Annotated in this window: 18 protein-coding genes, 1 tRNA gene and 1 pseudogene; 11 read left to right on the forward strand and 9 right to left on the reverse strand. The window is 42.3% G+C overall.

The features are described 5' to 3' along the window. Positions 1 to 4: 4 nt before the first annotated feature. Both ACN222_RS06645 and ACN222_RS06650 read right to left on the reverse strand, forming a co-directional pair. Entirely contained in the window at positions 5 to 862 is an 858-nt protein-coding gene (locus ACN222_RS06645) for a hypothetical protein (RefSeq protein WP_010995511.1), read from the reverse strand. A gap of 190 nt (positions 863 to 1,052) precedes the next feature. Continuing rightward, entirely contained in the window at positions 1,053 to 1,712 is a 660-nt protein-coding gene (locus tag ACN222_RS06650; RefSeq protein ID WP_010995512.1) for an Npun_F0813 family protein, read from the reverse strand. A 364-nt stretch (positions 1,713 to 2,076) separates the two neighbouring features. On the opposite strand from ACN222_RS06650, the gene ACN222_RS06655 reads away from it, so the two are divergent. Beyond that, positions 2,077 to 2,149 (forward strand) — tRNA-Arg (locus tag ACN222_RS06655). A gap of 78 nt (positions 2,150 to 2,227) precedes the next feature. Continuing rightward, positions 2,228 to 2,879 (forward strand): annotated as a pseudogene (locus ACN222_RS06660) (group I intron-associated PD-(D/E)XK endonuclease). A 74-nt stretch (positions 2,880 to 2,953) separates the two neighbouring features. On the opposite strand, the gene ACN222_RS06665 reads toward ACN222_RS06660, so the two are convergent. Continuing rightward, on the reverse strand, positions 2,954 to 4,666 hold the full coding sequence (locus ACN222_RS06665; RefSeq protein WP_126987486.1) for a DUF1565 domain-containing protein: 1,713 nt from the start codon (positions 4,664 to 4,666) through the stop codon (positions 2,954 to 2,956). A gap of 452 nt (positions 4,667 to 5,118) precedes the next feature. On the opposite strand from ACN222_RS06665, the gene ACN222_RS06670 reads away from it, so the two are divergent. Together ACN222_RS06670 and thiS are read left to right on the forward strand one after the other, a co-directional pair. Next, positions 5,119 to 6,225, forward strand: a complete 1,107-nt coding sequence (locus ACN222_RS06670) for a thiamine phosphate synthase (protein ID WP_044520895.1) — start codon at positions 5,119 to 5,121, stop codon at positions 6,223 to 6,225. Positions 6,226 to 6,324: 99 nt separating this feature from the next. Beyond that, positions 6,325 to 6,537 (forward strand): sulfur carrier protein ThiS, encoded by a 213-nt coding sequence (gene thiS / locus ACN222_RS06675; protein ID WP_010995516.1) that lies wholly within the window; start codon positions 6,325 to 6,327, stop codon positions 6,535 to 6,537. Positions 6,538 to 6,552: 15 nt separating this feature from the next. Here the strand turns inward: thiS and ACN222_RS06680 are convergent, their stop codons facing one another. Next, on the reverse strand, positions 6,553 to 7,785 hold the full coding sequence (locus tag ACN222_RS06680) for a glycosyltransferase family 4 protein (protein WP_010995517.1): 1,233 nt from the start codon (positions 7,783 to 7,785) through the stop codon (positions 6,553 to 6,555). Positions 7,786 to 8,906: 1,121 nt separating this feature from the next. On the opposite strand from ACN222_RS06680, the gene ACN222_RS06685 reads away from it, so the two are divergent. The 5 genes from ACN222_RS06685 (at position 8,907) to ACN222_RS06705 (ending at position 15,251) form a co-directional block, all read left to right on the forward strand. Next, a complete protein-coding gene (locus tag ACN222_RS06685) occupies positions 8,907 to 9,884 on the forward strand; it encodes a DUF1517 domain-containing protein (RefSeq protein WP_044520897.1) in 978 nt (325 codons plus the stop codon). Between the two features lie 633 nt (positions 9,885 to 10,517). After that, entirely contained in the window at positions 10,518 to 11,054 is a 537-nt protein-coding gene (locus tag ACN222_RS06690; RefSeq protein ID WP_010995519.1) for a hypothetical protein, read from the forward strand. A gap of 271 nt (positions 11,055 to 11,325) precedes the next feature. After that, positions 11,326 to 13,278, forward strand: coding sequence for a sulfite reductase, ferredoxin dependent (sir, locus tag ACN222_RS06695; RefSeq protein ID WP_010995520.1), 1,953 nt, complete (start codon positions 11,326 to 11,328; stop codon positions 13,276 to 13,278). Positions 13,279 to 13,349: 71 nt separating this feature from the next. Beyond that, positions 13,350 to 14,057 carry a 16S rRNA (uracil(1498)-N(3))-methyltransferase gene (locus ACN222_RS06700; RefSeq protein ID WP_010995521.1) on the forward strand — a complete coding sequence of 236 codons (708 nt, stop codon included), beginning with the start codon at positions 13,350 to 13,352 and terminating at the stop codon, positions 14,055 to 14,057. Positions 14,058 to 14,171: 114 nt separating this feature from the next. Further along, entirely contained in the window at positions 14,172 to 15,251 is a 1,080-nt protein-coding gene (locus tag ACN222_RS06705) for a tetratricopeptide repeat protein (RefSeq protein ID WP_010995522.1), read from the forward strand. Here ACN222_RS06705 and ACN222_RS06710 read toward each other — a convergent pair. After that, positions 15,248 to 15,697, reverse strand: a complete 450-nt coding sequence (locus ACN222_RS06710) for a hypothetical protein (protein ID WP_010995523.1) — start codon at positions 15,695 to 15,697, stop codon at positions 15,248 to 15,250. The two genes, ACN222_RS06705 and ACN222_RS06710, sit on opposite strands and share 4 nt — an antisense overlap. Positions 15,698 to 16,091: 394 nt before the next feature. Between ACN222_RS06710 and ACN222_RS06715 the strand changes: the two genes are divergently transcribed. Beyond that, positions 16,092 to 16,727, forward strand: coding sequence for an esterase/lipase family protein (locus ACN222_RS06715; RefSeq protein WP_010995524.1), 636 nt, complete (start codon positions 16,092 to 16,094; stop codon positions 16,725 to 16,727). A 28-nt stretch (positions 16,728 to 16,755) separates the two neighbouring features. On the opposite strand, the gene ACN222_RS06720 is transcribed toward ACN222_RS06715, so the two are convergent. The 3 genes from ACN222_RS06720 to psbQ all read right to left on the reverse strand — a co-directional run bounded on the left by ACN222_RS06720 (position 16,756) and on the right by psbQ (position 19,392). Beyond that, positions 16,756 to 17,604 carry an alpha/beta fold hydrolase gene (locus ACN222_RS06720; protein WP_010995525.1) on the reverse strand — a complete coding sequence of 283 codons (849 nt, stop codon included), beginning with the start codon at positions 17,602 to 17,604 and terminating at the stop codon, positions 16,756 to 16,758. 74 nt (positions 17,605 to 17,678) lie between these two features. Continuing rightward, positions 17,679 to 18,761: an NAD(P)/FAD-dependent oxidoreductase gene (locus ACN222_RS06725; protein ID WP_010995526.1), complete on the reverse strand. Its 1,083-nt coding sequence runs from the start codon at positions 18,759 to 18,761 to the stop codon at positions 17,679 to 17,681. A 127-nt stretch (positions 18,762 to 18,888) separates the two neighbouring features. Next, complete coding sequence (psbQ, locus tag ACN222_RS06730) at positions 18,889 to 19,392, reverse strand: photosystem II protein PsbQ (RefSeq protein WP_010995527.1); 504 nt, start codon at positions 19,390 to 19,392, stop codon at positions 18,889 to 18,891. 332 nt (positions 19,393 to 19,724) lie between these two features. On the opposite strand from psbQ, the gene ACN222_RS06735 reads away from it, so the two are divergent. Further along, positions 19,725 to 20,153 carry a hypothetical protein gene (locus tag ACN222_RS06735; protein ID WP_010995528.1) on the forward strand — a complete coding sequence of 143 codons (429 nt, stop codon included), beginning with the start codon at positions 19,725 to 19,727 and terminating at the stop codon, positions 20,151 to 20,153. A 473-nt stretch (positions 20,154 to 20,626) separates the two neighbouring features. On the opposite strand, the gene hemF is transcribed toward ACN222_RS06735, so the two are convergent. After that, positions 20,627 to 21,670, reverse strand: a complete 1,044-nt coding sequence (hemF, locus tag ACN222_RS06740; protein ID WP_096637256.1) for an oxygen-dependent coproporphyrinogen oxidase — start codon at positions 21,668 to 21,670, stop codon at positions 20,627 to 20,629. Positions 21,671 to 21,841: the final 171 nt, after the last annotated feature.

The raw sequence follows: 21,841 nt of genomic DNA on the forward strand, positions 1-21,841 counted from the left end.
TTTTCTATGCTCGTTTTCTTCCGCGCTCCCGCCGAGTCCGGCTTAATGATGCGTCATATTCTAGGGCAGCGCCCATACCAAATAACACTCCACTAAACACCCAAAACACTTCTAGTATTTCTCCACTTTGATAATTGGGACCTTGAGCGTATTTAAACCACATATCTGCAATGTAGAGCGAAAAGGCGGCCGCCGCAATCATTCTCCAGGATTGAGAAACACGTCCTCCCCAAAAAGCTAGTAATAAGGTGGTGGCGATGATTAATAGCAATACGTCGCTGACTATGTAAAACCAATTCAAAATCGTGACTATTGTTTCTTGAGAGCCTGTTGCTTGCTGGATAGAAATCCACCATGCCAATAAACTCCCGAATACTCCAATTGCCAAGACAATGAGCCATTGCCATTTTTCCAGATTAATTCGCCTGGTAGCTACTGCTAAAATCATGCCTACGCCTAGAGATATATAACTTAATACAAAAAACACGTCACCAATAGAGGCATCCGGTTCTTCTTTTAAAACTATTTCTGTATAGCCAAAAAATATCCCCCCCAGGAAATAAGAAATCATACCTATGGCGATCGCTAGCCACACATTACGACTGCTCACAATTTGTGGACTCCGCCAATTCCGCAAGCACAATATTCCGGCATTTAGGTAAGCTAAGGCTTCAAAAATATTTGTCCCTAGTACATACCACTCTGCTCGGCTTTCGACACCATCTGCCCCTGGGACTTTGGCACTGAATAACAAAAAGTATAACAGTGCCAGTACACCCCAACCAATGCTAGCTAAAACGATGTTCTGGGTGGTGAACAAGGATTTAACAGTTTGAGGTGAATTCTTGTAAGAACTATTCATAGGGTTTGACTAAATGTACTCTGGCAAGATTTTGTTGTGCAAGAACTTGTAGAGGGGATTAGGGACTGGGGATTAGGGACTGGGGATTAGGAAGTAATTATTCTTGACTTCTACCTCAGGACTCAGTACCCAGCACTTTTTCGTTTTTCTCGCAACTGCCAATAGTTACTTTTTTTCTACAAGTTTTATGCTATTGCCACAGTTTACTCAGTGAAGATTGATTTAGCCAAGATATAAATAGCGATCGCTCACCTTCTGGCATATCTTGTAACTTATCGGCTATTTGTCCAGCAAAGTTGGCGTTGCCAAAATACTGTTTTCCTAGTTTATGTAGTTCTTGCAAGAAGCTAGTCACATGATTTTCCTTCCAGGCAGGGAGTTTAGCGGATTCCAAAGGATTAGTTTTCACCCAATGCTTGACTGCTTCAATAGAAGAAGTTTCTGGAAACTGCTGTTGTCGCATGACTTCAGCGATATCTTTTTCAAATAGTGCAGCTTGCTTTGTACCTAAAAAATCTTCAATATCCATGTGGACGGCTTGTAACAGCAAAATACTCGCTTGGACAAACACCCCATTTTTATTATGACCACCAGTATCATTACCTAGTTGGTCTAAGCGTACCTTACCCCAAACGCTAAAGCGATCCGGTTCTTCCAGCAAGACACAAGCTTTACCCCGGTGATCGGTTAATTCTCTCCACAAGGCTCTAGCCTCTTCCTCTTGTCCAGCTTTGAACACGCTAATCAAGCGAAAAGTCTGCCCCTGATAATGGAGGATCGGCACTTGCTGATCCTTTTTTGGGTGCTGAATGCTTGATATTTCAACATCCTGCCGTTTCAAAATAAACATGGCACTAGCAAATAACTCCTCACAGGGGCTTTGTAGATAAGCGATTTATAGTCTGATTTAGCAGTATCGCCAAGAGTGCGATTACTTACGTAATGTGAGTGGAATTGGACTAGTGTTTGTAAAAGAGTTTACCTTAGACTAACTGAACTAGTCAGCTTCCCACTCAACACGCAAATAACTGCCCATTGACCAAACAATATAGCTAATCAATAGCCAGTTTGCCGCATTTTTAATCTAAATCAACTAACTGGCGACTAGCATCTTAGCCTTGCGATCGGTAAATCTGCAATTTTTTGTTTGCTTCTTATGAAAGAAAACGATATAATTACCTGGATGACTCCTATGGGAGCCTGAGTATTAACTTGGGCGCGTAGCTCAGTGGATAGAGCCACGGATTTCTAATCCGTTGGTCGCAGGTTCGAACCCTGCCGCGCTCGTTTTAGCTAAAAATTAACCCTCCCCAAATCACTGTATGATATATTACTCAATATGCTGGGATGTTGGGTGTTTTATAGATGCATCAAACAAAAGATAAGGGTGATTTGGCAGCAGCTAAAGTGATAGCCGATTTAGTTGAGAAAGAATACTCAGTTTTTGTACCAGTGGTAACTGAACACGCACCCTTCGATGTTAATTGCCTACAAAGACGGCAAGTGTTACAGAATTCAAGCCAAATATACCAGCACACGCATTCTCAAAAATAAAACTAATTGGGCGGATAAGAATGGTTGTCATGAGAGAAAGTACAACTCTGATGACTTTGACTTCTACGGGGTTTATTTGCCAGATATAAATCAAGTAGTCTATCCATCCATCAAGTTTGGTGGATGTGGAATTAGGACAAAACCGCCTAAATCTCCTAATCCCTTTTACTGGTGGGAAGATTTCACAGACTTTACAGAAGAAGCGCCTAAGCGAACCTATAAGGAGTTTGGCGTTGATTTGACAACTAGGAAGGTGAATTTGGAAGCCAGAGTTCTTACGAGAAAAGTTGTCAGGCCGTCTAAGGAAGAATTAGAAAAGTTGGTGTGGGAAAAGCCAACAGCGCAAATCGGTAAAGATTTTGGTGTGTCTGATAAATCTGTGGAAAAGTGGTGTAAGGCTTATGGGATAGACAAGCCGCCCAGAGGGTATTGGGCGAAGCAGGGGAGGGCTGTTGACTGCTGACTGTTAACAGTTAACAGCCCTTATTAGTATTTATGCAATTTAGACGCGCATTAGCTTAGTCTACCTTTTTGTGATTAATTTAATGGCTCTACAATGGTTCTTAAGCCACTGCTATTGAGAACTCTTAGCATTTCATCGGCATTACTGCGATCGCTAAAAACTCCTACTTGAATCACCCTACGACCTTGCCAGAAGGTGGAAAATGCCCCAGGAGCCAAAAATTTCACTAATTCTTGCTCTCTGTCATTTGTGGCTTCTACTACCACGCGATAGCGTACAGAGTTGCCACTGGTGGCTGATAAATAATTGCCACTAATACCTGTTGTATTAATTTGGGGTGCTGATATCTTTGGCAAGTTGCGGGTGTTACCCAAGGGAATATCACCAGCAGGTACAGGCAAAATACTAGTATTACTAACTCTTGATTGGGGGGATACATTCAAGGGTGGTGCTTGAGTATTGACAATTGGCTCTGGTTGTTCGGGTTGGGGTGCGACAAACTCAATGGTGTTGGGGTCAATCTGCACATAATTTAACTGTGCTGTCTGTGTCCTCTTTGTTGCTACAGGGGTGAGATTAGTTGTAGAAGTGACGGAAATATTCCCTGGTATATTTTGGTTTGTGACTTGTTCAGGAATCGGGGCTGGTGGTTGTTGATTATATCTAGGTACAGTCAAGGGCGCATCAGCTGATACTAGTGCTGGTAATTGGCTGTTACCTTGGCCACGAACCACAGACTTATTTGGTTTATTAGTAGCATTAGATACATTAGGAGCAGTAAATATAACTTCCCTTTCATTAGGGATGCTTGGCAGTGTACGGCTCGATATGGGAGTAGGTGGGGCATTATTAGCCACGGGCGCATCTTGGGCGTTAAGAGCTACCTTACCCGTAATCCGTTTGGTGTCAAGAATATTACCAACGGCGGCGATCGCCTGTTTAGCTGCACTAGCATTAATGTCATGACGGGCATTGTTACGAAATTCATTACCACCTGCTTCAGTAGCATTACCTAAATCTGGCATGGCTTGAGCGATCGCTACTACGCCATCTTCTTTACTACCTTGAATTAAATTATTTCGTAAAATCGGGCGAGCATTAGCTTGAACAATAATCCCTGAGCGATTGTTTTGAATTTGATTACTCACCAACATTGGCACAGCATTTTGGGCAACGTTGATCCCAAAACCAGTTTCCTCAAACAAATTTTCTCGCACCTGGGCGGGGGAATTACCACCAATAGTGATACCGTTGGCTCCGTTACGGTAAAAATAGTTTTTGGTGATTGTGGTAGCACTGTTACCAGTCACAGAAATACCGTCTTGGGTATTGCCTGTAAAAGTATTTTCACTAATGACTGGATTACTCGATTCAATCCACAAACCATAACCACGGGGATTGGGATTTGTAATTGTCACCCCAGTTAAGCCTGCTTGATTAGCACCAACGATGGCGACATTTTGCCCTCCAAAACTGCGACTGAGAAACAGTCCTCCGCCTTGAATCTTAACTTCCTGCCCTTTGTTACTGGTGTTTCCCTGAATCGAAACTCCAGGTTTGAGCATTAAAGGGAACGTCTCCCCTGTTTCCACACTGTAATTACCCGGTGTCAGTTGAATTACTGTACCAGGTCTAGCAAGTTTCAATGCTTGGGTAATCGTCCTCAACGGTGTACTTTCATTACCATTACCTGCTGTGTCATCACCGGCACTTGGGTTGACAAGCAGTACATTAACCTGAGACATTGTTCTTTCACTGAGGGGCATCTGCTCTGCTACAGGCGGCATCTGAGCAATAACACTGCCAGGGGTAGTACCCAGCACGGTTATGCTGCATACTGCCAGAGTAGATAGTATAGACAGACTAGAAACCGCACACCTTGCTAATTCCAGGGAAGTTTGCTTAAGTTGCAAGGTGTCTAACCGATGATATCTAAACACAATGGGGGAAATCAATTCACACCACTCCTTAGAAGTAATAATAAAGTTTCATACTCGCAATATTCAGTATGTCGATAATGTTATCCGCTATATTGACCTATTGGCTATTTTGAATACAAAGTAATTAATAAAGGGATTAGGGACTGGGGACTGGGGACTAGGGACTGGGGACTAGGGACAAATTACATTTTCTTTCATTACCTAATCCCCGATACCTAATCCCCGATACCCAATCCCCGATACCCAATACCCAATCCCCAATACCTATGCAAATCCATGATGCGAGAAACATTGCAAATATGAAAGAGGCTGGCTATTACGATGAAAGCATCACTAATGGGGTAGTTGTAATGGTGGAACCATACAGCCAACAAAAGCAAATCCAGCAGGTTGTTTACCGTATATTAGATGCTAATTTAGACCGCGCTCGTGAAGGGTTGCGAATTATTGAAGAATGGTGTCGCTTTGGGTTGAATAGCGGCCAGTTGGCAGGGGAATGTAAGTACTTGCGCCAAGAGGTGGCTGTTTGGCACACAGAAGAATTGCGCGCAGCCAGAGATACAGCAGGTGATCCCGGCACTGATTTGAGCCATCCACAGGAGGAACAACGCTCTAGTATTAAGGCGTTGTTACAAGCTAACTTTTGCCGTGTGGAGGAAGCTTTGCGGGTGTTGGAGGAATACGGTAAGCTTTATCACCCGAAAATGGGACAGGCTTGTAAGCAGATGCGATATCGAGTTTACAGCCTGGAAACTAATTTGATGGGTCATCAGCGCCATCAACTGCTACGGCGATCGCGTTTATATCTTGTCACTTCCCCATCGGAAAGTTTGTTACCAACGGTGGAAGCTGCTCTCAAAGGTGGCTTGACATTGTTACAATATCGTGACAAAGACACTGATGATTTTGTGCGTTTGGAACTGGCGACCAAACTCCGCCAACTCTGTCACAGCTACGGTGCTTTATTTATTATCAATGACAGGGTGGATTTGGCTCTGGCTGTGGATGCTGATGGTGTGCATCTAGGTCAACAAGATATGCCTATCGCTACTGCTAGACAATTACTAGGCCCCCAACGTCTCATCGGTCGTTCTACTACCAACGCTGATGAAATGCAAAAGGCGATCGCTGAAGGTGCAGACTATATAGGTGTGGGGCCAGTATACGAAACTCCCACCAAAATAGGTAAGGCGGCAGCTGGTTTAGGATATGTGAGTTATGCGGCTCAACATAGTTCAGTTCCCTGGTTTGCTATTGGGGGCATTGATGCCAATAATATCAATGATGTGATTGATGCGGGAGCAGAAAGAGTGGCGGTAGTGCGATCGCTCATGCAGGCGGAACAACCTACCCTAGTCACACAATATTTGATTTCTCAACTCAATCGCATCAAGCCAGAAAGTTAATCAACTGACAATTTAAAGTTTATCAAGACATCTGGCAGCCAATTGGTAAAAGATGTCTAATTTTTGTGTATCTTAATTACGACTTACGAAATTATTCTCATGTCTGATCCAATTACCTTACAAGTAAATGGGGAAACCCACAATTGCTCATCTCCAACTCCCTTACCTGACTTACTCCAACAACTAGGTTTTAATCCCCGATTAGTGGCGGTAGAGTATAACGGGGAGATTTTACATCGCCAGTTCTGGGAACAGACTCAAGTACAATCAGGCGATCGCCTAGAGGTAGTTACAATTGTTGGTGGTGGCTAATTGTGAATGTAGCTCCTAGCTTCTAACCTCTTGCCCAAGGTATAACGAACGATGTAAGGTTTTGCGCTTGGCTAATTCTTTACCCTGATGACCAAGTTGTTCACGCAATTGCTGATTTTGACACAATTGTTTAAATGCTTGAAAAACTTCGCAACCAGACTTGGGATTTACCAGCAAGCCATTTTCTTCATGGCGTACCGTATCAATTAAAGACGGGTGACGGGAAGCAATTACGGGTTTACCAAAATAGCTAGCTTCTAAGTAGACAATACCATATCCTTCTAATCGGCTAGCTGGAGTATTTGACAAAGTAAGCATAGCAAATATGTCACAAGCTGCGTAATAACCTGCTAATTCCCGATTATCTACATACCCAGCAAAGTGTACCCGCTTATCTACACGCAACCTCTGTGCTAATGATTTTAGTTCAGACTCACCAGCACCTTGACCACAGATGATGTAATGAACATCTATACCAATTGTTAAAAGTAGTGGTAGGTTTTCGATCACACGGTCAAAGCCTTTTTGTTTGACCAAACGCCCTACGGAAAGAATGACTATAGCATTTTGGGGAATATTATAAGCTTGACGCAGGCGATCGCCTAATTTATCTAATTCATCTAAACTCTGACTATTGCTTCCCAGTCCAAATTTTTCTGGTCTGACTACTGGATGGATAACGTGGGTAGGGGTTTGTAACCGGAAGGTATTTCTTAGATAGTCTTGGGTTAAGGAATTGTTACACACAATGCCTTCAGCTCGTGTCAGTGTTAACTTAAAAAGCGATCGCCATACAGGATTACCTACAGCAGCAGCAAGGTCATTACCGTGTAAGTAAATAAAGAAGCGTATGGGTAAGATATAGCTTAATAATAAGAGCGAGGGGAAGTCATAGCCATGTCCCCATTCAATATAGCGGTAGTGATAGCGAAAATAAAGTTTAATCGCTAGAAAAAATGATGCGACCAAATTAAACAAAGGCTGTAAACAACTTCCTAAAAAACCACCAAGCCAGTATTTAGGGTTTGGCCAGCGATATACAGGAAATTTTTGTGCTTGGTCAAACACCTTATCACCTCTACAACTAGCTGCTAGAACAATTACTTGTTCTGTATCTTGAAGACAGCGATTATAGAGATATTCCCCAATTACAGCTTCTTTAGGCAAGAAAAAACGCGATATTACTAAGATATTTGGGGATGCAGTCGTGTCTCTGATTTTTGTAGCCAGTTGCGAGATATGTTCCATGTTAAGTTGAATGAAGTTAATTCAAATAAGTTGTATTAGTTCAAACTGCAACTAAAGCAAAATAATGAGTGTGAGCTTGCTTGTTGTGATCAAAGCTAGGAGTTACTACATTTGTACCTACATGGACTAGTACTTACTTGCAAACGAAAACCTATTGTTTTTATTAATACATACCTTTATAGGAATCAGCCGTACTACCAGTATATTTACTGAAATAAATACTGGTCTTGTATCTAATCTTCTCCTTTTTTTTCTATTTAGCCAACGGTTAGGCTGGAAAATCTCAGTATTTACAGATTTTTTTAATAAATTTTTACAAACTGTAATTAACTCAATCCCAGATAAAAAGCGTGTATTTTTGTTTTATTCCATACTTTCTATCCTCAATGAAAAGGATTTAGGAGCTAGGGTATAACTCTATTTTAAAAGAGAGAACATGGATATTTATTTATTAATTTGATGAAGTGTTTATTAATTAAATATTTTATTTGTTGTATTCATTTTTTATAAAAAAACTGTCAGCAAAAAACATTTATAGAAAAAATCTAATAATCATATTTGTATGACTAAATGAAAAAATGACACAAAAACTACTAAAATTATCCCCTATTCAAATAATATCTTGAGAACATGACAACATCATGCCAAAATGCCTCATATTCTGAAGATTGAGCGATCATGTTGTTTCCAAAAACACATTGTGGGCATTGGTAATTGGTAATTGGTAATTGGTTATGATTTTTTCTCACTGCTCCTCCACAATTGCTTCACTTGGGCAAAGCCCTTGGCGCAGCCTCTCGTAGAGAAGACTGCATTACTCCTCTACTCTTCCCATTCCCCACTCCCTATTTTCCGACATTAATTCTTAATTCATCCCAAAGTTCACTTAAAGGGGATAACTTTTGAGGTACGGTTATCTACTACAGAAATCCCCCCTGGGTTTGCTGCCCAGCCAAGTCAAGACGCGGTAGATTGAATATGTAGCCCAGGAATACACCGAAGCTATTGCCAATCATAAACATCGCTGATTTAATTACTGGCTGGCATCACATAAGCACCGTCATGCTTCCACCAAAGATAACAATGAAATAAGTAATATCGTTTTTCAAGCGAATGTGACTATGCCTAAAAAACTACTACAAACTATCAAACCTTTCTTAAAAACTGTCTTTACCCTGGGGCTAGTATTGGCTTTGGCGTTGGGACACGCCGATGGCGCATTAGCAGCTCGCAGTGGTGGACGAATCGGTGGTGGTTCCTTTAGAGCGCCTTCTAGCCGCACATATTCACCACGTTACGCACCTCCTGGTGGTGGATATGGTTATTCTCCCTACCCAGGTGGTGGCTTTGGTTTCCCCTTCTTACTGCCTTTGTGGGGTATTGGGGGAGGCTTTGGCGGTTTATTTGGCATATTAGTATTTTTTGCGATCGCTAATTTCCTAGTACAAACTTTCCGTCGTGTCTCCAGTGGTGAAGTCAGCGAAGATGTTGGCTACAACAGCAACCCCACCGTTACCGTGACTCGTCTGCAAGTTGGCTTGTTAGCGCAAGCGCGAGATTTGCAACCAGAACTTAACCACATAGCGGAAACGGCTGATACCAATTCCCCTACAGGACGGACAGAAGTACTGCAAGAAGCTAGCCTAGCTTTGCTACGTCATCCTGAATATTGGGTATATGCAGGCGCTGGTACACAACAGGCGAAGTTAAATTCGGCAGAATCTCAATTTAACCGCCTAGCACTAGCAGAACGCAGTAAGTTTAGCGAAGAAACCCTGTCTAACATCAACAACCAGCTAAAAGCAGCAAGAACTAAAGATGCTTTACCTGGCGCTGATGAAATCGATAACCCAACCCGTCTAATTACAGAAGGCCCTGGCGAATATATCATCGTCACCTTGTTGGCGGCGACATTGGGTAAGTTTGAACTCCCTGCGGTTAATAGTTCTGATGACTTGCGCCAAGCCTTACGGCAAATTGGTAGCATTCCATCTGAACAACTTTTAGCTTTTGAAGTCTTGTGGACACCACAAGCTGAAGGCGATACTCTCACATCTGATGACTTGTTTGCCGAGTATCCCGATTTGAAACTAGTCTAATTGTAGATGCGAATGGCTGTTGAGATAACGTAAGCAATCTCAAAAATACTCAAATTGTAGGTTGGGGTGCAAAGGTTGTACTCCAACCTTTTGCTATGGACATAGTTTTAATTACAGTCAAATTATATAGAAATCCGATTTGATTATTGACGTTATCTAAGTATCTGTAGGGTGGGCAATGCCCACCATAAAAATAATACGGTGGGCATTGCCCACCCTACTTATATTTCAATACGATTCAGTTAAGGAAAAAGTTAGTAGCTCGGCAAGCTTAAAATATTGGGTTAATCAGGTGAAAAACCAAACATTAAGTTTGTGACACTTAATAAACTGCATACAATGATTTTTTAATACTTAATAATAAGCTATAGGAATACTATTTGATTTGTGAATTATAAGTAGGGTGGGTATTGCCAATCATGTCAGGTTTTTAATGGGCATTGCCCAGTCTACAGATACTTATGTTTGTTCAATAATCAAATCGGATTACTATATAAACACTAAAAATTAAAAGTTGTTTATCTTGCCATCCCACACTTATTTTCTGTAAATAGCGAAAATATATTTGGAACATTTTCCTATACTTTTCGACTAAGAAAGTAACAGGATAAACAGAAAAAGATTTTCAAGATTATGAAAAATATATTCAAGTCTTTGGTGACAATCTCTGCATTGTCTTCCCTCATCGTTGCACCTATTTTACTTAACGCTGGTCAAGCATCTGCGGAAACTAAAAAAGGTACTGATGCTAGTTATGTGGGCGCTGGTGTAGCAGTAGGTGTTACTGATGGTGGACTCAACAATAATTCAAATAACTTTGGTGGTAATCTCACAGGCCGCCTGAAATTGGGGAATACACCATTTTCTGCACGGGGTAATGTGATCTGGAACGATCAGACAAGTGCTATCATCCCAGAAGTTTCTGTAGATGTGCCGATTGCAAATCGCACTAATGCTTTTGTCACTGGCGGTTATTCTTTTGTAGAAAAGAATGGTTCTGCTACGCCCATAGGCAACAGAGATGCTGTAGTACTTGGTGCTGGAGTTGAATCAGAGGTTGCTAAGAATTTTTTGATTTACACAAATGCAAAAGTGGGACTGCGTTCTTACCAAAATGATGGAGCTTCTGCTGTCAGTATCAATGGTGGTATCGGCTATCGGTTTAAGTAGGAGACAAGGGGTAAAAGGGTAAATCAATTCAAAATGAAGAAAGAATAACTCCCCAATCCCCACTCATTACTCATTACTCATTACTCACAAATCCAAAAAGCTGGTTTAATTAAGTGTAGAATCACTGACTAAGCCGGCTTTTCGCTGTGTTAAAATTGAGGTATTCTTCATATTTCCGACCGGATTACCGGGAAACTTTCAGGCGAAAAGCACTGGAGGTTTGCTGCTTCGGCGATTACCGATGCCTTATTGAGAATCCTATAGAACTCTGATGGTTAAATCTGCTCCTCCTCCAACCACTGGCCGTAAACCTTCTAAAGTCGAAGGGCTTAAAGAAAACAGTAATTTTTTACGTGAACCTGTAGCAACGCAAATCCTTGAGGATACTACTCATTTTACTGAAGATGCGGTACAAATCCTGAAGTTTCACGGTTCTTATCAACAAGATAATCGTGACAATCGCACCAAAGGTCAAGAGAAAGATTACCAGTTTATGCTGCGGACAAAAAATCCGGGTGGCTTGGTTCCGCCGCAGCTTTACTTGGCTTTAGACAAGCTAGCTGATGAATATGGCAACCATACCTTACGAGCTACCACTCGTCAAGGTTTCCAAATGCACGGGATTTTAAAGAAAAATCTCAAAGCAGCGATCGCTACAATTGTGAGAAACTTAGGTTCAACTTTGGGTGCTTGTGGCGATATCAACCGCAACGTCATGGCTCCACCAGCCCCCTTCAAAAACCGGGCTGAATACCAGTATGCTTGGGAATATGCCCAAAATATCGCTGACTTACTCTCACCCCAAACAGGTGCTTATTACGAAATCTGGCTAGATGGAGAAAAAGCCATCAGTGCGGAAGAAAGTCCAGAAGTAAAAGCAGCTAGACAAAGCAATGGTAACGGGACAATCATTCACGACACCGAAGAACCCCTCTACGGCACTTATTATATGCCGCGTAAGTTTAAGGTGAGTGTGACTGTTCCAGGGGATAATTCCATTGATTTATATTCCCAAGACCTGACTCTGGTTGTTCTGACTGATAAAAAAGGCAACCTAGAAGGATTTAATATCTTTGCTGGTGGTGGTTTAGGACGGACACACAACAAGGAAGAAACTTTTGCTCGATTGGCAGACCCCATTGGCTATGTAGCCAAGGAAGATGTGTATAGTGCCGTCAAAGCTATTGTTGCGACTCAAAGAGATTATGGCGATCGCACTGACCGCCGTCACGCTCGGTTAAAATACTTAATCAATGATTGGGGTGTGGATAAGTTCCGCGCCAAGGTGGAAGAATATTTTGGTAAACCCATTGCCCCTTTCAAGCAACTACCAGAGTTTAAATATCACGATTTCCTGGGTTGGCATGAACAAGGCGATGGCAATTTATTTTTAGGCATTTCCATCGATAACGGTCGGGTAAAAGATGAAGGCGCGTTTCAACTGAAAACCGCCTTACGGGAAATCGTCGAGCAATTTAACCTACCCATCCGCCTGACACCCAACCAAAACCTGATTTTCTACGAAATCACCCCAGAGAACAAGCCAGCAATTCAAGCCATTCTCGACCGTTGCAATGTGGTTTCCGACCCCACCACCATTGAGCCTTTAGTCCGTTATGCAATGGCTTGTCCAGCCCTACCTACCTGCGGTTTGGCAATCACAGAATCAGAAAGAGCCATCCCCGGCATTTTGGAGAGGATTCGTACTCTCTTAGATAAATTGGGTTTACAAAATGAACATTTTGTGGTAAGAATGACAGGCTGCCCCAACGGTTGCGCCCGTCCTTACATGGCAGAACTAGGCTTTGTTGGTAGCGCGCCGGAAAGTTACCAAGTGTGGTTAGGGGGTTCACCCAATCAAACACGCTTGGCACAACCTTATGTAGAGAAACTGCACGATAACGACATAGAAAGCTTCCTAGAACCGATTTTTGTGTATTTCCGCAAATATCGGAAGTCTGGGGAAAGTTTTGGCGATTTTTGCGATCGCGTCGGCTTTGATGCCATTCGTGAATTTGTTGCCGAGTATCAACCGGAAACAACACCAGTCACCATAGAACCAGAACAGCCTGAAGTTGTATCTAAGTCACGTAAAGCTCGGTATCGGGTCAGCCTGCACGATGATTTGTATAACAAAGTGAAGGCGACAGCGACAAGTCAAGGCCGGTCGATGACTGATTTAGTCAAAGATGCCCTAGAGGCTTACTTCCAAAGCCTTTCTTAAAGAAGGGGTCAAATACAGACCTAACCCCCAGCCCCTTCCCTTGTAGGGAAGGGGAGTAAGAATAAAATTTCATGAGCCAATTACAACGAATTACGATCGCACCTTCTCAACTCCAACAAGAACAAGTTCTACTGACAACCCAACAAAAACATTACTTAAAACGGGTGTTGCGGTTGCGTGAGGGCGATCGCTTTATTGTGATGGATGGACTGGGTAAGTGGTGGTTGGCTAACCTCACGGAGGAACAAGCCCAGGTATTAGAAGAATTAGCCGTAAAAACAGAATTACCTGTAGCAATTACGCTGATGATTGCTTTGCCTAAGGGTAGTGGATTTGATGAAGTTGTGCGGAGTTGTACGGAGTTAGGAGTAGCTTGTATAGCTCCAGTGTTGAGCGATCGCACTTTACTAAATCCCAGTACCCAAAAGCTAGAACGTTGGCGACGTATAGCCAGCGAAGCCGCAGAGCAATCGGAGCGTGCTTTTGTACCGACGATTTTAGAGCCTCTAACTTTTAGTGACGCTGTTAATAATATTACAGCCGTTCATCGTTATATTTGTGAAGCCCGTGGTGAGTATGTCCATCTGAAAAACGTTCTCACAGACATATCTGGGGGAGTTGTAGTGGCAATTGGCCCAGAGGGAGGATGGACAGATAGAGAATTAGAGGAAGCTACTACACTTAGGTTTCAACCAGTATCCTTAGGGGGGAGAATCTTACGTGCAGTTACAGCCCCACTTGTAGCATTATCCTTAATTAGCGCAGCTTGTGAAGGATGAATTTAGATTTTTTAGGTATTGAAATTCTTTTCTCCCCTTACTCCCCCATCTCCCCCTGCTTCCCCAAGTCTCTTTTTTGGGAAACATATTAATAGCGTGCATTGAATGGATCTTATGATTGAGCAAGTTGCGATCGCCTTTGAACATAAAGACTATCAAACAGCCGCTAAATTACTCAAACAGCTGTTAAAAGAGTCGCCGGAAAATCCTTGGGTGCAATTTTATCAAGGGAGATTGTACGAAGTTTCACAAAAGTACCGAGAAGCAGAAGGAATTTATCGGCAATTATTACGCAGCACACAAAGTAACAAAATTGTCACCCTCGCACGCCAAGGTTTGCAGCGCATACAAGAAATTGAGCAAGAAGAAAGACAAAGAGCGATCGCTCAAGCCACAGCCGAACCCTGCAATACTGAACAAGGCATACTCATATTAGAACCTCTCAGCAACGAACTAAAAGCCCAAGCAGCAGTTAAGTTTGCAGAAATCATGCAGCTAGATCCCTACAGTGCTAGGCTAGTGCTGCCTAGTCGTAGTTGGAAGTTTTACCGTATTGGGCGTGTGGGAGAACTCAAGTTTTATGGTACACAGCTACAGCAAGCAGGTATTCCTTGCTTTTGGACAGCCATTAGCGCCATTGAACAAATACAAGTTTTTCAAGTCAAAAATTTTTCAGAATCCCAAGCAAAAGTAACCGTGATTTGCTCCAATCAGACAAATCAAGTTGGTTCACTCACATTTGATTGGTCAGAAGTTTCCGCACGAGTGATGGGACTTTTACCAATTTTTGAGGACGTTGTAGACGTTGATGCTAGGGGTAAACTGGAACGCAAAACCCAAACCCAAGACTACATTCAGTTTTGTGATTTACATTTACCTAGTAGACGTTGTATTTTGAGACTCCATGATAATGGCTATGAATTTCAACAAGGTGTAAAAGTTTCTTCTACAGCTAGTCAGAACACCATCAGAATCAATTGGAATAACTTACTAGACTGGATTAGCCTGCACTTAGCAGAAGTCAGGATTTGGTCAGATTTTACACATTTTGCTGAGACAGTACTAGAGCAAAAAGAAATGCTGGAAAACCTTCAGTCTCATGTTCACCTATATCGTAGGGAAAAGACTAACTGGGACCCAGCATTTCATTTATATAGTGGATTGATATTTATTCAAGGAATGCCGAAAACTTAACCAGGTGTTTTTACTTGGCTTGCCATATCTAAATAAGAACTCATATTCGCACCAGGGCGACGACGACCATTAGCACCGGAAGCCGAAGGAGCTAGGTATTTAGGGGCAAATGTGGTTTCAGATGGTTTAGTGGTTTTAGCAACTGGCGCTTTTTCTGGTTCAGCAGGTGCAGGAGCCTTTTTGCCATTTGTGGATGACTCTACCTTGGCTGTTTTGGCAGGGGTAGGTGCAGGGCTTTTCTCTGTAGCTGGTGGTGCTTCTGCTTTTACCGCAGCTTTTGTACCATTAGATGCTGCTGGTACGGCTTTTGGGGCTGGTATCGCTGCTTTTTCATCAGTGGTATCTTCTTTGAGTTCTAGGTAATAGCTACCCCCCTTCTTACCTCCGATCAATCCGGTAAGGAAACTCAAAATCCCAGCGATTATTTTTTTGATAAAACCGAACATGAGAATGGCTCCTGAAATTTTATATTTTTCAATTGACCGTAATGTTAAAAATTACGTCGGAATACTATGTTTTTGACTATCAGCTACTTAGTAACAAACCTAGTAGGTTTGGGCTTCATCAACCTTAATAATACAGGCTAGGTGTTTTCAGGTCTTATTGGCAAATACTTACAAGCTGTAGATACCAAGAATAATTATTAAATTTTACCCCAACTTAGAGCAAGATTCTGAAAGCTTGCTTCATAAAAATTAACATTGTTTTCTTCCATAGCTATACATCGATATAAATAATGGTTCTGTTCTAAACCAGTGGGAAGACTGTCATAATCTTTAGGCAGACAGTATTCAGACTCAGCTAAATTTTCTACAGACTGGAATACAAGCAATTTTGTCAATGGAAACTCAAAATCTGCAACGCAACCCTGTATTGTTGGTGCATGGTATTACTGATACAGAAACTGTCTTTAATCCAATGGCGGTTTATTTAAGACAACTGGGTTGGACTGTATACACGCTGAATTTAGTACCTAACAACGGCGAAGCCCCACTTAATGTATTAGCACAGCAGGTAGCTGATTACGTCTGTGCAACCATTACACCCGAACAACCATTCGATTTAGTCGGCTTCAGTATGGGGGGGATTGTCAGTCGTTACTATGTGCAGAAATTGGGGGGGATTAGTCGTGTGCAACGCTTTGTGACTATTTCTTCTCCTCATCATGGTACCGTAGTCGCTTATGCTTCTCAGCATCCTGGCTGTGTGCAGATGCGTCCCAATAGCCTCTTCCTTCAAGATTTGAATCGTGATGTCCAAATGTTAGAGCAGTTAAATTTTACTTCTATTTGGACACCCTATGATTTGATGATTATCCCTACCCACAGTTCAAAAATGCCTGTCGGTAAAGAACTAACTATTCCCGTAGCTTTGCATTCATGGATGCTAAAAGATTTTAGGAGTATAGAGGCTGTAGCCGCAGCTTTAGCAGAGCCGATTAATTGCGATCGCCCTTTTGAGTATATTCGTAATTAATCTGGCACTGGAAACGCTAATATCTGATTCAGGACTCAGCACGGCGCACAAAGGGCAGAAGGTCTTCTAGGATTGTTTTATCGTAGTGTTCTTGTGGGTAGTGACCGACGTTATTGAGTTTGATTAATTCAGCATTGGGTGCAGTCTCGACAAACTTTTGTGCTACTTCTACAGGCAACCAAGGGTCAATCATACCCCATTGAACCAGAATTGGTTGTTGCCATTGTTTAAAACCAGACTCAATTTCTGTCATGGCTACTGGGAGTTGCAAGTTGCGAATTGTATTTAAAAGCGCTCGTCCCACAGCCGAGGTTTTCAAAAATGGTTTACGATAAATATCTAAATCTTTGTCTTCAATACGATAACGGCTACCACCTTCGAGAGTCCGGTCAATTAATAATGGGTCTTGAGTCATCATGTCACCAATAAAAGGTAGACCCATTTGTTTAATTTTCCAAGGTAACTTGGCAGCCGTTGAAATTGGTGTATTTAATATAGCTATGTTGGCGATTTGTTCGGGATATTTTAAGGCGTATTGTAGACCAACAGACCCTAAGAATCCCTGTACAACAAGAGAAAAACGCTCAATTTCTAAAGCTTGAATAAATCCCGCTAAGGCTGTGATGTAAGCTTCAGTACTGTAGGCAAATTCGTGTTTCTCAGGCTTGGCAGAAAAGCCAGAACCAATCCAATCTGGGGCGATCGCTCGCGTTCCTTGAGCCGCCAAAGCTGGTAGAATATTCCGCCAACTGTAACTTTGTGATGGTATGCCGTGCAGTAACAACACCGGTAGTAAGTCACTTCTGCCAACTGGTTCAGATTCCCGATAAAACCACTCTAAAGTATTTACTGTTATTTTATGTTCTGTTATTGACACGCGATTTTCCTAAAAGTTTTTCAAAATATTGGGTCATTAGTCAACCGTCAACCGTCAACAGTTCTCCCCAATCCCTATTTGAAAATCTTCTCACGAATTGCCTTTGCCGTGGCGGGTGCGAGTAAAACACCGTTGCGATAGTGTCCAGTAGCCAACAGAACATTACTAAACCCTGGTAATTGATCAATGACTGGTGCGGGGCGACCTTCAGGGCGGGGGCGTAGTCCTGACCAAGTGCGAATAATTTCGGCTGTGGCTAATTCTGGACAAAAAGCGATCGCCTGTTGTCTGACAGACTCTAGTAATTCTTGATTAGGCGGGATTTCATGATTATCTGTGGGAAATTCCACCGTTGCACCTATCCAATAGTCTCCACCACCTACAGGGACTATATGCACGTCATTACCTGTAATTGCTGGTTGAAAGTCGGGATTGCCTAATGGATGGTCTAAGCGTACTTGCAAAGCTTGTCCCAACACAGGACGAATATCTACTGGTTGATTCAGTTGTGTTGTAATAGCTGTGGAACCCAAACCAGCTGAGATAATTATCCAATCTGCGGTGATTTTACCTTCTGTAGTCTCAATGGATGTGCATTGGGTCGCTTCTATAGTGGGGAAACCCAACACCGTCACACCAAATTTAAAAGTTACTCCCTTATGTTGGGCAGCCTCAACTAAAGCTAAAGTCAAAGCTGTGGGGTCTAGTTGGCGGTCTTGTGGAGAGTAGACAGCGCCGATAATTTGCCGATGATCAACTTGGGGACAGATATGTTTGAGTTTTTTCGTATCCCAAATTTCTAATTTCCAGCCTTGGGTGTGGCGAATGGCTGCTAAATTTTCCCAGCTTTCTAACTTTTCTGCTTCTAAGCACAGACTGAGAATTCCTTGACGGTTAAAAGGGATTTTTCGCCCTGTAATAGCTTCCAGTTCAGGAATTAAGGTTTCATAACGTTGGATACTAGTTTGTCGCATCTGCCAAGCCTTACCCTTGATTTTTTGGCTAATGATGCATACCAAAACACCAAGGGCTGCACCTGTAGAAGCTTGGGCGGGTGGTTGTTTGTCAAAAACTGTGATTTTGATTCCTGGGACTTGACTGAGTTCATAGGCGATCGCCGCACCAACAACGCCACAGCCAATAATCGCTACATCCATGATTTTTTTACAGAATGGGAGATTGGGAGGAGATGAGGAAGAATGAGGAAATAAGCCAAGGAAAAGGAAAAAATTTTCCCCTGCACCCCTGCTTCTTCCCCTCCCTCATCTCTTATTTTCCTTTGTCTTAACCTTCTTCTGACTGACTACTGGTATCAGGTAGCAGTTGAATGAACTTATCAATATCTGCAACAGCAGCTTGATAGTTATTTAGGGCAAGGGGAGAATTACCAGCACTAGCGGCCTGATCGATTTTAACTAAGTGGTTGAGAAAATCTTTGTTGATTTGCCGTGCTGTAGCTTGGTCTTTAGGTAGCAGGTTAGGTGTGATGTAGGTCATATTTAATCTGGCTTCCGTAATGGGGCCGTGAATAAAATTACCCACTTTGATCCATTCTTTTTTCTGGATCAGGTTTTTCAGTTCGTCCGCGCGATCGCGTACAGCCTGAATATCAGGCGCGTATCCTTGAATTTTCTCAAGTTGTGCAGATGTGTAGGTTGGGGGTACAACTACGGTAGTGGGACTACCACAACTAATTAGGAAAGTTGCTAATAATACCAGAATTAATGAAATAATTGAGCGTTGACGCGCCATACACTGAAATTGGTTGGTTTCCTTTTGCCGATTCACAGTGTAATTTTAGATCGCAAAGGTAGGTTATCGTTCCTACTAGGAAATGATTTTGTCGGAAATTTTTAATCTGCTCACTTGGTATTTTCTTCAAAGGATGCAGTAATAGCTTTTTTTGAGTATAATTACCCAAGATAATTTAGTATACTATCTAAGCTGGAAATCCAAGACTTATTACTCAATTTACCTCACCGTCATTATGAGGAAAGCATGATATGGAGTTGCGAAATTTTCGAGGTATTGATAAGCTAAAACACCAATATGATAAGCCTTCTGGCGGTTTGTTGTTGTCACATTCCCCCTAGACTGACAAAATAAAGGAGTGTTTTTTAGTGAACGCATCTGAACAAGCAATCAACCTTGAACTCGCCAGCAAGATTGCCACAGTAGTCAATTTATTTAAATTTGAGTTTCCTGATGCTAAATCAGATTTAAAACCTTGGAAAAATGATCCGGAAACTAGAGAGTTAGTTGACCCAGATTCTATTGATATTGGTTTTCATTTTCCTGGTGTCAGCAAATCTTGGCGCAGTCGTAGTGTTTTAATCCAGATCCGATTTTACCAAGACCCGATCACAAAATTACGCCGGGCGATCGGTTTAGAGGCAGCCGGATTTGACCATCGGGGTGAAGTATGGCGACTGTCTACGGTGGAAAATTGGTCTTTTGTTGGTGAGTCTGTACCTTCGCCTCAAGTTGGTAATCAGCTTAAACAAGTTTGCCGCCACATTTTAGATGTATTCAATCAACCTGGTGATTAGCGCTCTTTTATGACTCTGATGAAAGAAAAAAATGTAGGTTGGGTTGAACTTTAGTGAACCCCAACAAAACCAAGGATTTTTCGTGTTGGGTTACTCTACGAGAAGGCTGCGCCTACGTTCCTCAACCCAACCTTGTAAATTTATCAAAGCCTTAACAATCAATGATTATAAACAGAAGTATTCTTTTTCTTCAGGAAAGACCTGGAGTTCTCTTGGTTAAAAGTTAGTAGTAAGTTTAGTCCTTACTACTAACCTGTCAAAACTTTTAACTCAGCACCCTAAATGCTGTAATTAAGTTCCTGGCTTTCTCCATGACTATGTTCTTTGCTACCTGGGTGATCTTGGCGAGTCATCAAGTCAAAGGTACGATCACCAACCACAGCTTTCACATCTGCTTCTAGTTCATGAACTACATCCCGATTCAGACCACAAGCAAAATCTTCCTTGTCTTCCCCAGTTTCCCCTGCCTTTTTCTAAACCCAATCTCTAGGCTGGAGAAAAACTTCCGTCAGTTCTGCTTCCGGGCTTCCTGCTTCCGGTTCGTAGCAATATTCCCAACGTGCTAAGGGTGGTAAAGACATGAGAATCGATTCTGTCCGTCCCTTAGTTTGCAAACCAAATACAGTTCCTCGGTCGTAAACTAAATTAAACTCAACGTAACGACCCCGACGGTAAAGTTGAAAATTACGCTGGCGATCGCCATACTCAATTCCTTGCCTGCGTTCTACAATAGGCAAGTAAGCAGGTAAGAAAGCCTGACCGCAAGACTGCACAAACGCAAAGATATCTTCCCAATTCCGCGCTACATTTCCCACTTTCTGGCTGTAAATTGCGGCTGAACTATCTGTTTGACTTTCAACGTAAAGCTTACCGCTAGCATCTTGATAGTCGAAGAAAATACCACCAATACCTCGCTGTTCTTCCCGATGTCGTAAATAGAAGTATTCATCACACCAGCGTTTAAAGGTTGGATAATATTCTGGATTATGGACATCACAGGCATTTTTGAGCGTCTGATGAAAGTGAACCGCATCCTCTTTAAAGGCATAATATGGGGTTAAATCAGCCCCACCACCAAACCACCAAATAGGGCCAGCTTCAAAGTAGCGATAGTTGAGATGTACTGTTGGTACGTAGGGATTTCGGGGATGCAACACCATTGAAGTTCCTGTGGCAAAAAACTCATGTCCGGCTGCTTCTGGACGTTGCGCCAAAATTGAAGCAGGTAGGCTATTTCCCCACACGGCGGAAAAGTTCACGCCACCTTGTTCAAACACCCGCCCTTCTCGAATCACGCGGGTACGTCCTTCTCCCCCTTCTGCTCGCTCCCAGTGGTCTTGGTGAAAGCTTGCTTTCCCGTCAAGTTGCTCTAAGGCTGTGCAAATCTCATCCTGTAAGTTCTGCATGAATTGCTGCGATCGCTGCCGTGAATCCTTGGGTATTGTGTTGGTAGGTGAGGTCAGCAATACTGTGTGATTTGCAGATTCTTGCAGAGAATTATCGGAATGACGACCCATGTTAAAACCTCTGAAACTTTGAGTAAGGGTAATTACTATTGCTTAATAACTTTATAGTTATAAACTGAGGTTAAATCAGAGAATTTTCAAAACTTAATAAATTCATTAACCCCTACTCCTCAAAGCTTTTCTGCTTTTACCTTGTGTGAAGCATTTCCAACTTTGCTGAAG

Origin of the sequence: Anabaena sp. FACHB-595, assembly GCF_048568275.1 — a bacterium.
In the GTDB taxonomy this organism is placed as follows: Bacteria; Cyanobacteriota; Cyanobacteriia; order Cyanobacteriales; family Nostocaceae; genus Trichormus.

What these genes read in the sequence shown, in the direction of transcription:
- ACN222_RS06725 (WP_010995526.1), bottom strand. Translation starts at nt 18,761, where the DNA reads ATGGATGTAGCGATTATTGGCTGTGGCGTTGTTGGTGCGGCGATCGCC.
- ACN222_RS06700 (WP_010995521.1), top strand. Translation starts at nt 13,350, where the DNA reads ATGAGCCAATTACAACGAATTACGATCGCACCTTCTCAACTCCAACAA.
- ACN222_RS06665 (WP_126987486.1), bottom strand. Translation starts at nt 4,666, where the DNA reads ATGCCGCCTGTAGCAGAGCAGATGCCCCTCAGTGAAAGAACAATGTCT.
- ACN222_RS06705 (WP_010995522.1), top strand. Translation starts at nt 14,172, where the DNA reads ATGATTGAGCAAGTTGCGATCGCCTTTGAACATAAAGACTATCAAACA.
- ACN222_RS06680 (WP_010995517.1), bottom strand. Translation starts at nt 7,785, where the DNA reads ATGGAACATATCTCGCAACTGGCTACAAAAATCAGAGACACGACTGCA.
- ACN222_RS06645 (WP_010995511.1), bottom strand. Translation starts at nt 862, where the DNA reads ATGAATAGTTCTTACAAGAATTCACCTCAAACTGTTAAATCCTTGTTC.
- ACN222_RS06670 (WP_044520895.1), top strand. Translation starts at nt 5,119, where the DNA reads ATGAAAGAGGCTGGCTATTACGATGAAAGCATCACTAATGGGGTAGTT.
- ACN222_RS06650 (WP_010995512.1), bottom strand. Translation starts at nt 1,712, where the DNA reads ATGTTTATTTTGAAACGGCAGGATGTTGAAATATCAAGCATTCAGCAC.
- sir (WP_010995520.1), top strand. Translation starts at nt 11,326, where the DNA reads ATGGTTAAATCTGCTCCTCCTCCAACCACTGGCCGTAAACCTTCTAAA.
- hemF (WP_096637256.1), bottom strand. Translation starts at nt 21,670, where the DNA reads ATGGGTCGTCATTCCGATAATTCTCTGCAAGAATCTGCAAATCACACA.
- ACN222_RS06685 (WP_044520897.1), top strand. Translation starts at nt 8,907, where the DNA reads ATGCCTAAAAAACTACTACAAACTATCAAACCTTTCTTAAAAACTGTC.
- ACN222_RS06690 (WP_010995519.1), top strand. Translation starts at nt 10,518, where the DNA reads ATGAAAAATATATTCAAGTCTTTGGTGACAATCTCTGCATTGTCTTCC.
- ACN222_RS06715 (WP_010995524.1), top strand. Translation starts at nt 16,092, where the DNA reads ATGGAAACTCAAAATCTGCAACGCAACCCTGTATTGTTGGTGCATGGT.
- thiS (WP_010995516.1), top strand. Translation starts at nt 6,325, where the DNA reads ATGTCTGATCCAATTACCTTACAAGTAAATGGGGAAACCCACAATTGC.
- ACN222_RS06710 (WP_010995523.1), bottom strand. Translation starts at nt 15,697, where the DNA reads ATGTTCGGTTTTATCAAAAAAATAATCGCTGGGATTTTGAGTTTCCTT.